We start from the raw sequence: 13,306 nt of genomic DNA on the forward strand, positions 1-13,306 counted from the left end.
TGCCGCATGAGAAAAACGTTGGCGATACTGGCTTTCCTGCCACTGACCATGGCCATCCCGGTGACCGCCGAAGCGGCTCCGGCACTGAAGTGGACGTCGCCGTGCCCGGACTACGGCATGACGCCCTCACCGACCGCGGGCCTCGAATGCGCGAAACTCAAGGTGCCGCTGGACTACGCCGACCCCGGCGGGCGCACCATCGAACTCACCGTCTCCCGTAAGGCGAGCACTTCGCCGAAACGCCGTGGCGTGCTGCTGATGAACCCCGGCGGCCCGGGGAGCCCCGGCCTGGCGATGCCCGCGCAACTCGCGCAGCGACAGGGCCAGTCCGGTCTGCTCGACGGTTACGACGTCATCGGTTTCGATCCGCGCGGCACCACCTACAGCACACCGGTGACCTGCGATCTGACCGAGGAACAGCGGTTCATCCTCACCGGCCCGTACGCGGACGGCCCGCGTGACGTCGCCGAGAAGGCAGCGAAGTCCCGTGTGGTGGCGAAGCAATGCGCCGAGTCGAAGACGGCGGATCTCCTGCCGCAGATGACCACCGCCAACACGGCGCGCGATATGGACCGGATCCGCGAGGCGCTGGGGGAGCGGAAGATCTCCTATTACGGCGTCTCGTACGGGAGCTATCTCGGCGCCGCCTACGCCTCGATGTTCCCGGCGCGCACGGACCGGATCGTGCTGGACAGCCTTACCGGGCCGAACGGCCTGGACGTCCGGGCGCACCAACGCTTCGCGGAAGGTTTCGACGACCGCTTCGGCGACTTCACGGCTTGGGCGGCGGCGCGGGACGACGTCTACCACCTCGGGCGGACACAGGCCGAGGTGACGGCGAAGTTCTTCGAGCTGGTGGAAAAGCGTCCGGGAATCCGAAGTGACACTTGGGGAGCCCTGTACGACGACGCGAACTTCCCCGGTCTCGCCGAGCAATGGTCCGCACCTGCAGCGAAGGCCCAGGGCGGGCCGCTCGACGGAGACAACCACGCCGCGCTCCAGCTCCAGGTGCTGTGCAACGACTCGGACTGGCCGGAAAGCGTGCGCTACTACCAAAAGGCGGTCGAACGGGCCCGCGTGACGCATCCGATGTTCGGCCCGGCCGCGGCGAACATCACGCCCTGCGCGTTCTGGCCGGTGGAGCGTCGCGAGCCTCCGGTGCGGATCCACGACCGCGGACCGTCGAACATCCTGTTGGTGCAGAACCTCCGCGACACGGCGACGCCGCTCGTCGGCGCCCGCGAAATGCGGTCGGCGCTGGGGGCGCGGGCGAAGTTCGTCACCGTCGACGCCGGCGGGCACGGCGTCTTCACCAAGGAGAACGCCTGCGGGAACGACACCGTCGTCCGCTATCTGCGGGACGGCGTCCTCCCGGCCGCCGATTCGCACTGCCGCTAGGCCGATTGGCCGACATGTCGCCACGGATGCGGCCGAACGGCCGCTTGTACGCCTGGTAGCAGGACAAATACTTTCGAAATGTCGTGCAAGTCATACGGCAATTCACCGGTGGCGAAAGGTGGTACGCCATGCAGAGGACGGCTTCCCGGACGGGGATCCTGGCGGCGCTCATGGGGCTCGCGGTGACGGCGCTGACCGCTGTCGCGAGTCCCGCTCACGCCGGACCGGTCCATCATCAGGCAGCGGCCGGCGCGCAGGCGGTGGCGGCCTACTGGACGCCCGAGCGGATGCGGTCGGCGGTGCCGATCGAGCAGCTGGTCCAGGCCCCGCCCCTTTCGCTCAAGGACGTCGCGAAGGGGGAGAGCACGATCATCCAGAGCATCCCCAACGGCGGTGGTGCGTGGACGGGGGCCGGCAAGGTCGTGCAGACCGCCGGCCGGGTGTTCTTCACCATGGGCGGGCGGAACGCGTCGTGCTCGGGTGACGCGGTCACCAGCGCGAACGGCAGTGTCGTGATCACCGCCGGGCATTGCGTGAAGTACCAGGGCGCCTGGCACACCAACTGGACCTTCGCGCCCGGCTACAACAACGGCAACACGCCCTACGGCACCTGGGCGGCGAAGAGCACGCTGACCACTCCGCAGTGGGAAGCCAGCGAGGACATGAACTACGACATCGGCGCGGCCGTGGTCAACCCGCTCAACGGGCAGAAGCTGACCGACGTGGTCGGCGCGCAGGGGATCGCGTTCAACCAGGCGCGCAACCAGTCGATGTACACCTTCGGCTACCCGGCGGCGGCGCCGTACGACGGCTCGAAGCTGATCTACTGCAGCGGGAGCACGTTCACCGACTTCCTGCTCACCAAGGACCACGGGATGAACTGCAACATGACCGGTGGTTCGAGCGGCGGCCCGTGGTTCCTCAACTTCAGCGAGGCGACCGGCGCGGGCGTCCAGGCCTCGGTGAACAGCTTCGGCTACAACTTCCTGCCCGGCTACATGTTCGGCCCGTACTTCGGCACGGACGCGCAGAACCTCTACAACAAGGCGCAGGCCGCCTGATCAACCCGCCGCCCGTCCACCTTTTGGGACTTTCGTCCCGGTGGGCGGGCGGCTTTCGGCGCGGCATATCCTGGTCCGGTGAACTGGACAGTGGACGTTCCCGTCGACACGCTCCCCGAACTGCCTCCTCTGCCTCCCGAGCTGCGTGATCGGCTCGACGACGCGCTTTCCCGGCCCGCCGCGCAGCAGCCCGAATGGCCGGACGCCGAGCTGACGAAACGCGTCCGCGGCGTGCTGGAGAGTGTGCCGCCGATCACCGTCCCCGCCGAGATCGACCGGCTCTCCGACCGGCTCGCCATGGTCGCCCGCGGTGAGGCGTTCCTGCTGCAGGGCGGTGACTGCGCGGAGACCTTCGAGTCGAACACCGAGCCGCACATCCGCGCCAACCTGCGCACCCTGCTGCAGATGGCCGTCGTCCTCACCTACGGCGCGAGCCTGCCGGTGGTGAAGGTCGGCCGGATCGCGGGCCAGTACGCGAAGCCGCGTTCGGCGTCCACCGACGCGCTCGGCCTGCCGGTGTACCGCGGCGACATCATCAACTCGCTCGTCGCCAAGCCCGAGCTCCGCGTGCCCGACCCGGGCCGGATGATCCGCGCCTACGCCAACGCGGGCGCCGCGATGAACCTCGTCCGCGCCCTCACCGGCGCCGGCATGGCGGACCTGCACCAGGTGCACGACTGGAACAAGGACTTCGTGAAGTCCTCGCCCGCCAGCGAACGCTACGAGGCGCTGGCCGCGGAGATCGACCGCGGCCTGCGGTTCATGTCGGCCTGCGGCGTGACCGACTCCTCGCTCCAGTCCACCGAGATCTTCGCCAGCCACGAGGCGCTCCTGCTGGACTACGAGCGCTCCATGCTGCGGATGGACCGCGCGGACGCGGCGAACCCCAAGCTGTACAACCTGTCCTCGCACTTCCTGTGGGTCGGCGAGCGGACCAGGCAGCTCGACGGCGCGCACATCGCCTTCGCCGAACTGCTGGCCAACCCGATCGGCCTCAAGATCGGCCCGACGACCACGCCCGAACAGGCCGTCGAGTACGTCCGCCGCCTCGACCCGCGCAACGAGCCCGGCCGCCTGACGCTGATCGCCAGGATGGGCAACGGCAAGGTCCGCGAGGTGCTGCCCGCGATCGTCGAGAAGGTCGAGGCGTCCGGGCACAAGGTCATCTGGCAGTGCGACCCGATGCACGGCAACACGCACGAGGCTTCGACGGGCTACAAGACCCGGCACTTCGACCGGATCGTGGACGAGGTGCAGGGCTTCTTCGAGGTGCACCGCAAGCTCGGCACCTACCCGGGCGGCATCCACGTCGAGCTCACCGGCGAGGACGTCACCGAATGCCTCGGCGGCGCGCAGGAGATCTCGGATCTGGACCTTTCGGGCCGGTACGAGACCGCGTGCGACCCGCGCCTGAACACGCAGCAGTCGCTGGAGCTGGCGTTCCTGGTCGCGGAGATGCTGCGCGGCTGACGCCTCTCACCTGCGCCATGAAAGGTCCTTTCCTTGCGAAATTTGCAAGGAAAGGACCTTTCATCGCACGCGCTAGGCGGTGTCCAGCAGCCTCGCGGCCGACTTGAGCACCCCGTCCCGCAGCGAACCCACGTCCGAGACCGCCGCCCCGTTCGCCTGAAGGCCGATGTGGACGGAGTCGCGGTAGGTCGCCACCGCGATCCCGATCGCCTGCCGCGGCGCCAGCGGCACGAACGGGTACACACCGTGGAGTTTCGTGCCGTCGAGGGTGAGCCGGTTGGGCGGCACCGGCACCGTGGTGATCACGAGGTCGAACAGCAGCGGCGCGGCGAGTCCGGCGGCCTTGCTGCCGAGCCGGTGCAGCATCGGCGGCATCCGGTCGGCGAGCAGCGGGAACGCACCGGGGCCACGGGCCGGGCCCGCGGCCTTGTTCCGGCTCATCTCGCGCTGGACGGCCAGCAGCCGCTCCAGCGGGTCGTCGAGGCCGACCGGCAGATCGCAGAGGTAGCCGGACAGCTTGTTCCCGCCGAGTTGCTCGGCGGACCGTCCGCGCACGCTGACCGGGATGAGCGCCCGCAGCGTCCGGTCGTCGGCGCGCTGGCCGCGGTTGATCATCCATTCGCGCAGCGCGCCGCTGAGGATCGCCAGCACGACGTCGTTGGCCGTCCCGCCGTGGGCCCGGCGGATCCGCCGGATCTCGGTGGTGTCCAGCCGGACGAGGCCGAGCCGTCGTTCGGTCGACGGCGGCGCGCTGATCGGCGACAGCGGCGAACGGGTCGCGCGGACGACCGAAGAGGCGATCCCGGCCTGGGCCAGCGTCGAGCCGACGGCTTCCTTGACAGCGTCCACAGGGGAGCGAGGCGTGGGCGGTCCGGAGCCGCTGTGCGGACGCCTCGTCGCGCGTGGGACCTCGTCGAGCAGGCCCGCGGCGACGGCGTACGCGCCGGCCCCGTCGGTGAGCGCGTGGTGCAGTTTCAGCAGCAACGCGAACTCGCCGTCCGGCAGGCCGGTGACGAGATGCAAGTCCCACAAGGGTTTTCCGGTGTCGAGCGGCCGTCCCATCCAGCGCGACGCGTAGGCGGAGAGCGGGTCCGGTTCGTACAGGGAGCTCAGGTGGTGATGTGAAATATGTTCACTGGCAACGAAATCCGGGTCCTCGGCCCAGGTCGCGGCGCCGGGCGGGAACAGCGCGGCGCGAGGGCGCTGACGCAGCTTCGGGAGCCGTTCCGCCCGCTCGGCGAGCAGCGTGGTCAGCTTACGCGCGTGCACCTGCCCGTGCGGGCGGAACGTGGCCACCGCGCCCATGTGCATAGGTGTCGTTTCGCTTTCCAGGCAAAGGAAAGCGACATCGAGTGCGCTCAGCTGAGGGCCTGACATCAGTGACCTTTCTCGGTTCTCCGGCGATGGGCACAACTGCATCAGCCTGACATGACGGGCGGGTGGTCGTCATGTTTCCTCGGCGCTAACTACCGTCGGTTTCACTCGAACGATGGGATGGTGTTCGGACATGGACCACGGCTCTGCGGCAGATGGTGGACAGTGCGTCCCGGGGTAACTCGTTAGCGGATCATCGGAGGAAACCGGCAGACTGCACCACCATGACCGACGAACCCAAGCGCCCCGAACCGCCGCTCACCGGCGACGAGCGCACCCAGCTGAACGGCTTCCTCGACTTCCTCCGCGCGACGGTCGTGTGGAAGTGCTCGGGCCTCACCGACGAGCAGGCCCGGCGGCCGCTCGTCCCCAGCGAACTGACCACCGTCGCCGGTCTGCTCGGCCACCTCACCCTCGTCGAGCAGTACTGGTTCACCGTCGTGCTCAACGGGCAGGAAGATGTCTGGAAGGAGGCACTGGAGGTCGATCCGGACGCCGAGTTCCGGGTCGCCATGCAGACCCCGATCGACCAGCTGATCGCCGCCTACGAGGCCGAGTGCGAACGCAGCCGCAAGGTCGTCGCCGGGATGGGGCTCGACGACGTGGTCCCCTTCCGTGGCGATCGCCAGGTCAACGTCCGGTTCGTGGTCGCGCACATGATCGAGGAGACCGGCAGGCACGCCGGCCACCTCGACCTGTTGCGCGAGCTGACCGACGGTCTCACCGGGGAGTGACGCGGCTGCGTCATTCAAGGCGCGCTTTCGGATTCCCGTAGCCGGGCCGTGGCACGGGCTGGTCACTCACTCCGGCCTTTCAGCGGCCCGCCTCCGCGAATCCGAGGCCTCCGGCCGACAAGAAACGCGCGCGCGTGCTCTCGAGTAGCCGGTCTCAGTTCAGGAGACACCCCCTCGGCGAGGGGGCAGCGGGAAGAAACCGCTGGTCCGCTCGACGTACGTGGCGTATCCCGGCCGGGAACGCCGCAAACCCTTCTCCAGCAAAGGTTTTCCGGTGCCCTTGGCCAGGGTGTACGTCATCGCGATCGGCGACAGGATCGTCGCCGCCCCCACCCAGCTCGAACACGCCAGCAGGTACAGGCCCCACCACACGCACGCGTCACCGAAGTAGTTCGGATGCCGGGTGTAGCGCCACAGCCCGGTGTCGAGGACCTTCCCCTTGTTGTCCGGGTCGGCCTTGAAACGCCGCAGCTGTTCGTCGCCGATCGTCTCGAACCCGAAGCCGACCAGCCACAGCGCGACGCCGAGCCACGCCGTCACCCCGAAGGTGTCGCCGTACATCGCGAACTGGACCGGCAGCGAGACGAACCAGAGCACCACGGCCTGGAGCAGGTACACGCGGACGAAGAGCTTGAGCGCCGGATTCTCCCCGGCGTTCTCCGCCATCCGCACGTAACGCGGGTCTTCGGGCAGCTTGTGGTTGCGCAGGTGGAGGTGGACGCCGAGGCGTACACCCCAGACCGTGGTCAGCAGCGCGGTGACCACGCGCAGCGCCACCGACCCGTCCCCGAGCGGGGCCGCCACCAGCGCGACGAGCGCGAAGCCCGGCCCCCAGAACGTGTCGACGGTGTCGTACCGCTTGCGCCACCGCGCGACGGCGAAGGTGACGACGAAGGCCACGAGAGTCGCTCCCGCCGTCACCGCGAGGGTCCCGCCGAGGGGCATCAGGACCACTCCCGGGTGGCGGGCAGGCCGCTCAGGCCTTCGTCGGACGGGCGGACCGCGAGGATCTGGTCGACGCCCATCCGGTTCTCCTCGAACGCGAGCGCCCCACCGACCAGGTACAGCCGCCAGACCCGCGCACCGGACTCACCGATCAGCGCCACGACGTCGTCCCAGTTGCCTTCCAGCGTCTTCTCCCATGCCCGGACCGTACGCACGTAGTGCTCGCGCAGGGCGTGGACGTCGCGGATCTCGAATCCGGCGGTCTCCAGATGCCCGAGCGTGCGGCTCAACGGCCGCATCGTCATGTCGGGGGCGATGTAGCGCTCGATGAACGCGCCGCCGCCGGGCGCCACCGCGCCGCGCGACATCTGCTGCAGGACCAGCCGCCCGGTGGGCTTGAGCATCCGGAACAGCGTCCGCGTGTACTCGGGGTAGTTCTCCTCGCCGACGTGTTCACCCATCTCGATGGACGCGACCGCGTCGAACGGCTTGTCGGCCAGCTCGCGATAGTCCTGCCGCCGGACCTCGACCCGTTCCTCCAGGTCGTGCTGGGCGAGCCGGCCGCGGACGTGTTGCTGTTGTTCCGCCGAAAGCGTGATCCCGACGGCGTGCACACCGTGGTGTTTCGCGGCGTGCACCAGGAGCGACCCCCAGCCGCAGCCGACGTCGAGCAGCCGCATCCCGGGCCGCAGGCCGAGCTTCCGGCAGATCAGTTCGAGCTTGTCCCACTGTGCCTGCTCGACGCCGTACCCGTCCTCGTCGGAGGTCCAGTAACCGGACGAGTAGGCCATCGATTCGTCGAGCAGCAGCTGGTAGAAGGCGTTGCTCAGGTCGTAGTGGTGCGCGATCGCGGACTTGTCGCGGAGCAGCGTGTGCAGTTTCCCGGACAGCCGGGCCTCCTCGGCGGGCGGCTTGGGCGGAGGCCCGACGACGCCGAGGCGCACCGCGATCCGCAGCGCTTCGGCCCATTCGCGCGGGCCGAGCCTGGCACCGCGCAGGGCACCCGACCGGGTCAGCGCCCAGATCCGGCGGAATCCGTCGGCGAGGTCGCCTTCGACATCGAGATCACCGGAGACGTAGGCCCTCGCCAGCCCCAATTCGCCGGGGGCGTAGAGGAGGCGGCGCAGCGCACGCCGGTTCCGGAGTACCACGGTCGGGGCATCCGGCGGACCGGCGCGTACGCCATCCCAGGTACGGAGACCGACCGGGAGGGAGCAACCGAGGAGCCGCTCGACGAACGGGGCTAGGCGGGACGCGGGACTGTTCGGCATAGTCGTCATTCGCTCCCGGACCGGAAAGGGATGGGTCGGATGTGGCACCGGTTCACGCGATCCAATCCTCGCCCGATCCGGCTCCGAATGCTTCACGTGCACACCAAGGGTCAACGCATCGGAGTCATCGGCAGCGGCGTCGCCGGTCTCACGGCGGCCTATCTGCTCCAACGCCGCTACGAAGTGCTGCTGTTCGAAGCCGACGACAGGCTGGGCGGGCACGCGCACACCCACGACGTCCCGAGCGCGCACGGCGGCACCGTCGGCGTCGACTCCGGCTTCATCGTGCACAACGAGCGCACGTATCCGAACCTGCTCCGCCTGTTCGCCGAACTGGGCGTCGCCACCCGCGACACGGAAATGTCGATGAGCATCCGCTGCGACGGCTGCGGCCTTCAATACGCCGGGGCGAAGGGCATGAAGGGCCTGTTCGCCCAGCCGCGCAACGTCACCCGAGGGCGCTATCTGCGGATGCTCGCCGACGTCAAGCGCTTCCACCGGCACGCCAAGCGCGTCCTCGAAGCACCCGAGGCCGGAGACGTCACGCTCGGCGCGTTCCTCGCGATCGGCGGGTACTCGAAGTACTTCGTCGACCACTTCATGCTCCCGGTCGTCTCGACCGTCTGGTCGGCCGACCGCACCGACACGCTCCGCTACCCGGCGCGCTATCTGTTCGAGTTCCTGCGCAACCACGGGATGCTGTCGGTCGGCGGGTCCCCGCGCTGGCGCACCGTCGACGGCGGCTCCCGCGAGTACGTCGAGCGCGCCGCCAAGCAGCTGACCGCCGTGCACCTGTCGACGCCGGTCCGCTCGGTCAAGCGCACCGCGCGCGGGATCGAGGTCCGCGACGACGCCGACACACGGCACAAGCTCGACAAAGTCGTCCTCGCCACGCACGCGGACCAGGCGCTGAAGCTGCTCACGTCGCCGACCGAGGCCGAACGTGCAGTCCTCGGCTCGTTCCGGTACTCCAGCAACGAGGCGTGGCTGCACACCGACACCGGCGTGCTCCCGACGGCGGAATCGGCGCGGGCGGGCTGGAACTACGCCACCCCGTTCTGCGGCGCCGCCCACGGCGCGGTCCAGGTGTCCTACGACATGAACCGCCTGATGCGGCTCGACGAGCCCACCGGCTACGTCGTCACGCTCAACCCCGGCACCGCCCCCGACACCGGTTCGGTGCTGGCCAAGATGACCTACGAACACCCCGTCTACACGCCGGAATCCGTGGCCGCCCAACGCCGGCTTCCCGAACTCGGCGACGACGTGGTCGCGTTCGCCGGGGCGTATCACGGCTGGGGGTTCCACGAGGACGGCTGCGCTTCCGGTGTCCGCGCGGCCGAGAACTTCGGGGTGCGCTGGTGACCGTCATGGCCGTGCTCTACGACTCCACGGTGGCGCATGTCCGGCGCCTCGATCCGCCGCTCTCGTTCGCCCATCGCGTCTATCTGTGGTTCGTCGATCTCGACGTGCCGCCGAAGCTGCCGTGGTGGCTGCGCCCCTTCGCCCGCTTCGACTCACGAGACCACTTCGCGCCCGAGGACGCCTCCAGCATCCGGTCCAAATTGGACCGTTGGCTCGCGGCTCGCGACGTCGACCTCCACGGCGGCCGGGTGCAGATGCTCGCCGGCGCGCGGATGTTCGGCCACAACTTCAACCCCATCACCCTGTATTGGTGCCACCGGCCCGACGGGGAACTCGAATGCGTGGTCGCCGAGGTCCACAACACCTACGGCGGTCGGCACGCGTACCTCCTGCGCCCCGACGAGTCCGGGAACGCCTTCGCGGACAAGGAGTTCTACGTCTCGCCGTTCCAGTCGATGGACGGCGAGTACCGGATGGAGGTGCCAAGGCCGGAGTCACTGCTCTCGGTCAAGATCGCCCTCCGGCAGGGCGGGAAGACGCCGCTGACGGCGTCGCTGCGCGGGGTGCGGCGACCGGCCACAGCCAAGTGGCTGGCGCATATGCTGCTCACCCGTCCGCTCATGCCGCACCGGGTCTCCGCGCTGATCCGGCGGCACGGGATCACACTGTGGTGGAAGAAGGCGCCGATCACCCGGCGTACGCCGCAGACGGCCGGAGGCACGCTTGATGGATGAATCGGCACGCCCGCGCCGGATGGCGCCCGTCCCCGGGGACGGCGAACCGGCCGGTCCCACGGCCGAGGATCTGCTCGTCCGGGTCGCGAAGGGCGACGAGCGGGCCTTCGACGCCTTGTACGACAAACTCGCCGGACCGGTCCTCGGACTGGTGCGGCGGATCCTGCGTGACTCCGCGCAGTCGGAAGAGGTCACCCAGGAGGTCATGGTGGAGCTGTGGCGCACGGCCACGCGCTACTCCCCGGAGCGGGGGAGCGCGCTGAACTGGGCCATGACGCTCGCGCACCGCCGTGCCGTCGACCGCGTCCGCTCGGCACGCGCCAGTTCGGATCGCGAGGTCAAGGCGACCTTCGAGGCCGCCCGCGCCCGGCCCTTCGACGAGGTGGCCGAGGCCGTCGCGGCCCGCTGGGAACGGTCGCAGGTGCGCCGCTGTCTCACCACCTTGACCGAGCTGCAACGGGAATCCGTGCTGCTCGCCTACTACCAGGGCTATACCTATCGCGAGGTCTCGGAAGTGCTCCAGACTCCGCACGGGACCATCAAGACCCGGCTCCGGGACGGCCTGATCAGGCTCCGGGACTGTATGGGGGTGACGGCATGACCATGCCCGAAATGCACACGCTCACCGGGGCCTACGCCGTCGACGCGCTGTCCGAAGTGGAGCGTGCCCAGTTCCAGCGGCACCTCGGCGAGTGCGCTTCGTGCGCTCAAGAGGTCCTGGAACTGCAGATGACCGCGACCCGTCTCGGTGCCGCGCTGGCCGAAGACCCGCCGCCCGAACTCAAGCGCCGGGTGCTCGCGGAGGCGATGGCGACCAGGCAGCAGCCGCCGAAGACACGCTTCGAGACCGGGGAGCGCGTCAAGGGCCGCCGCCGCGCCCCGCGCTGGGCGATCGCGGCCGCCGCGGCGGCGATCGTCGGGCTCGCGGGAACCGCCGTGTTCGGCGGCATCGCCTTCGACAACCACACCCAGCTGACCGCCGCGCGCGAACAGGCGGCGCAGTACGCGGCTCGGTACGCGCCCGTCGCCGAGGTGCTTTCGGCGGCCGATCTCCGGACCGGGCACGCCGAAGCTTCCGGCGGGGGCGGCGGGACCGTGATGATGTCGCGCTCGAAGGACAAGCTCGTCTTCATGGCGGCACAGCTGCCGAAGAACGAACCGGGCCGGACGTATCAGGCGTGGCTGATGTTCCCGGGCACCGCGCCCAAGCCCGCCGGGCTCATTCCCGGTGGTCAGGACGGTGCGCTGCTGGTCGCCGACGGACTCGGCGGGGCCGAGAAGTTCGCGCTCAGCGTCGAACAGGACGGCGGATCACCGACCGGAACGCCGTCGAAGGACGTCGTCATGGTCATGTCCATGCCCACCTGATCTCCGCTCTTACCAGGCCGCCGTTCGCCGCCGCGACCGGGTCTCGCTCTTGCGCCCGCGAACATGTTGTGGCAAAACACCTTTGCGACACACGGCGTGGCTACTGGATTCGAGCCAGCCTGGTGCATACCGTCCTGCTTCAACGTCGGCAGTTGACATAACTCTCAATCTGAACTTCAGCTCGAGGGTTCGGCCCAGGCTCAGCGACCGGCGGGCAGCACGAGCACACACGATCAGGAAGGCGGCTCCGATGACGCCCCCGCACAACTACCTTGCGGTGATCAAGGTCGTCGGTATCGGCGGCGGCGGAGTGAACGCCGTGAACCGCATGATCGAGGTCGGCCTCAAGGGCGTCGAGTTCATCGCGGTGAACACCGACGCTCAGGCACTGCTCATGTCCGACGCCGACGTCAAGCTCGACATCGGCCGGGAACTGACCCGCGGCCTCGGTGCCGGCGCCGCCCCCGAAGTGGGGCAGAAGGCCGCCGAGGACCACCGCGAAGAGATCGAAGAGGTCATCAAGGGCGCCGACATGGTGTTCGTGACCGCGGGTGAAGGCGGTGGCACCGGCACCGGTGGCGCGCCCGTCGTCGCCCAGATCGCCCGCAAACTCGGCGCGCTGACCATCGGCGTCGTCACCCGCCCGTTCACCTTCGAGGGCAAGCGCCGCAGCAAGCAGGCCGAAGACGGCATCCAGCAGCTGCGCAACGAATGCGACACCCTCATCGTCATCCCGAACGACCGGCTGCTCCAGCTGGGCGACATCGGCGTCTCGCTGATGGACGCCTTCCGCTCGGCGGACGAGGTGCTGCTTTCGGGTGTCCAGGGCATCACCGACCTGATCACCACGCCGGGTCTGATCAACCTGGACTTCGCCGACGTCAAGAGCGTCATGTCCGGTGCGGGTTCCGCACTGATGGGCATCGGCTCGGCGCGCGGTGAGGGCCGGGCGATCCAGGCCGCGGAGAAGGCGATCAACTCGCCGCTGCTGGAAGCGTCGATGGACGGGGCGCACGGCGCGCTGCTGTCGATCGCGGGCGGGTCGGACCTCGGCCTGTTCGAGATCAACGAAGCCGCGTCGCTGGTGCAGGAATCCGCGCACCCCGACGCCAACATCATCTTCGGGACGATCATCGACGACTCGCTCGGCGACGAGGTCCGGGTCACCGTGATCGCGGCCGGTTTCGACGCCGGCACCCCGACCCACAAGAAGCTCGACCCGTCGACCTTCGGCTCCCGCTCCAACTCGTCGACCGCGTCCGCGCAGGCGGGCCAGGTCAACGGCGGCGGGGCGACTCCGGTGCAGAGCCCGCCTTCGGGTGCCACGCCGGTGCCGTCGACCGGTTCGAACGGCTACCCGGTCGCGCCGCCGCGCACGCACACGCCGATGCAGTCTTCCCGCAACGAAGGCAACGGCTCGCTGAGCGGCGGACTTCCGCAGCCCGGCGGCGGCTCGCGCGGCTACTCGCCGATCGGGTCGAACTCGACCCACGGCAGCCTGCCCGGCCGCGCCACCCCGGTGCACGACGACCCTTCGGACGACGAGGTCGACGTGCCGCCCTTCATGCGGCGGTAGCTCGCCAGTA

12 protein-coding genes are annotated in these 13,306 nt (G+C 69.3%); 9 read left to right on the forward strand and 3 right to left on the reverse strand.

Going from position 1 to position 13,306, the window contains the following annotated elements; genetic code table 11:
* The first annotated feature begins 6 nt into the window (after positions 1–6).
* The 3 genes from ACLJO0_RS39395 to ACLJO0_RS39405 all read left to right on the forward strand — a co-directional run bounded on the left by ACLJO0_RS39395 (position 7) and on the right by ACLJO0_RS39405 (position 3,929).
* Positions 7–1,398 carry an alpha/beta hydrolase gene (locus tag ACLJO0_RS39395; RefSeq protein ID WP_410584768.1) on the forward strand — a complete coding sequence of 464 codons (1,392 nt, stop codon included), beginning with the start codon at positions 7–9 and terminating at the stop codon, positions 1,396–1,398.
* Positions 1,399–1,526: 128 nt separating this feature from the next.
* Positions 1,527–2,459: a trypsin-like serine peptidase gene (locus ACLJO0_RS39400; protein ID WP_410584770.1), complete on the forward strand. Its 933-nt coding sequence runs from the start codon at positions 1,527–1,529 to the stop codon at positions 2,457–2,459.
* A 78-nt stretch (positions 2,460–2,537) separates the two neighbouring features.
* Positions 2,538–3,929 carry a class II 3-deoxy-7-phosphoheptulonate synthase gene (locus ACLJO0_RS39405; protein ID WP_038522829.1) on the forward strand — a complete coding sequence of 464 codons (1,392 nt, stop codon included), beginning with the start codon at positions 2,538–2,540 and terminating at the stop codon, positions 3,927–3,929.
* 72 nt (positions 3,930–4,001) lie between these two features.
* On the opposite strand, the gene ACLJO0_RS39410 is transcribed toward ACLJO0_RS39405, so the two are convergent.
* Positions 4,002–5,306: a wax ester/triacylglycerol synthase family O-acyltransferase gene (locus ACLJO0_RS39410; protein ID WP_410584773.1), complete on the reverse strand. Its 1,305-nt coding sequence runs from the start codon at positions 5,304–5,306 to the stop codon at positions 4,002–4,004.
* Positions 5,307–5,527: 221 nt separating this feature from the next.
* Between ACLJO0_RS39410 and ACLJO0_RS39415 the strand changes: the two genes are divergently transcribed.
* Positions 5,528–6,037, forward strand: a complete 510-nt coding sequence (locus ACLJO0_RS39415) for a DinB family protein (protein WP_410584775.1) — start codon at positions 5,528–5,530, stop codon at positions 6,035–6,037.
* 159 nt (positions 6,038–6,196) lie between these two features.
* Here the strand turns inward: ACLJO0_RS39415 and ACLJO0_RS39420 are convergent, their stop codons facing one another.
* Together ACLJO0_RS39420 and ACLJO0_RS39425 are read right to left on the reverse strand one after the other, a co-directional pair.
* Positions 6,197–6,982, reverse strand: a complete 786-nt coding sequence (locus ACLJO0_RS39420) for a DUF1295 domain-containing protein (RefSeq protein WP_410584777.1) — start codon at positions 6,980–6,982, stop codon at positions 6,197–6,199.
* Complete coding sequence (locus ACLJO0_RS39425; RefSeq protein ID WP_410584779.1) at positions 6,982–8,253, reverse strand: class I SAM-dependent methyltransferase; 1,272 nt, start codon at positions 8,251–8,253, stop codon at positions 6,982–6,984. Before ACLJO0_RS39425 ends, ACLJO0_RS39420 begins: the two co-directional genes overlap by 1 nt.
* 87 nt (positions 8,254–8,340) lie before the next feature.
* Between ACLJO0_RS39425 and ACLJO0_RS39430 the strand changes: the two genes are divergently transcribed.
* The 5 genes from ACLJO0_RS39430 to ftsZ all read left to right on the forward strand — a co-directional run bounded on the left by ACLJO0_RS39430 (position 8,341) and on the right by ftsZ (position 13,296).
* The gene (locus ACLJO0_RS39430) at positions 8,341–9,618 is read left to right on the forward strand and encodes an NAD(P)/FAD-dependent oxidoreductase (RefSeq protein WP_410584781.1); all 1,278 of its coding nucleotides are present in this window, start codon (positions 8,341–8,343) and stop codon (positions 9,616–9,618) included.
* A gap of 5 nt (positions 9,619–9,623) precedes the next feature.
* Complete coding sequence (locus ACLJO0_RS39435; protein WP_410585022.1) at positions 9,624–10,352, forward strand: DUF1365 domain-containing protein; 729 nt, start codon at positions 9,624–9,626, stop codon at positions 10,350–10,352.
* Positions 10,345–10,953: an ECF RNA polymerase sigma factor SigK gene (gene sigK / locus ACLJO0_RS39440; RefSeq protein ID WP_125794933.1), complete on the forward strand. Its 609-nt coding sequence runs from the start codon at positions 10,345–10,347 to the stop codon at positions 10,951–10,953. The genes ACLJO0_RS39435 and sigK overlap by 8 nt, the downstream gene beginning before the upstream one ends.
* Entirely contained in the window at positions 10,950–11,720 is a 771-nt protein-coding gene (locus ACLJO0_RS39445; protein WP_410584783.1) for an anti-sigma factor domain-containing protein, read from the forward strand. Before sigK ends, ACLJO0_RS39445 begins: the two co-directional genes overlap by 4 nt.
* Before the next feature lie 250 nt (positions 11,721–11,970).
* Positions 11,971–13,296: a cell division protein FtsZ gene (gene ftsZ, locus ACLJO0_RS39450; RefSeq protein WP_410584785.1), complete on the forward strand. Its 1,326-nt coding sequence runs from the start codon at positions 11,971–11,973 to the stop codon at positions 13,294–13,296.
* Positions 13,297–13,306: the final 10 nt, after the last annotated feature.

This window comes from Amycolatopsis sp. lyj-108 (genome assembly GCF_046549005.1).
Taxonomy (GTDB): Bacteria; Actinomycetota; Actinomycetes; order Mycobacteriales; family Pseudonocardiaceae; genus Amycolatopsis.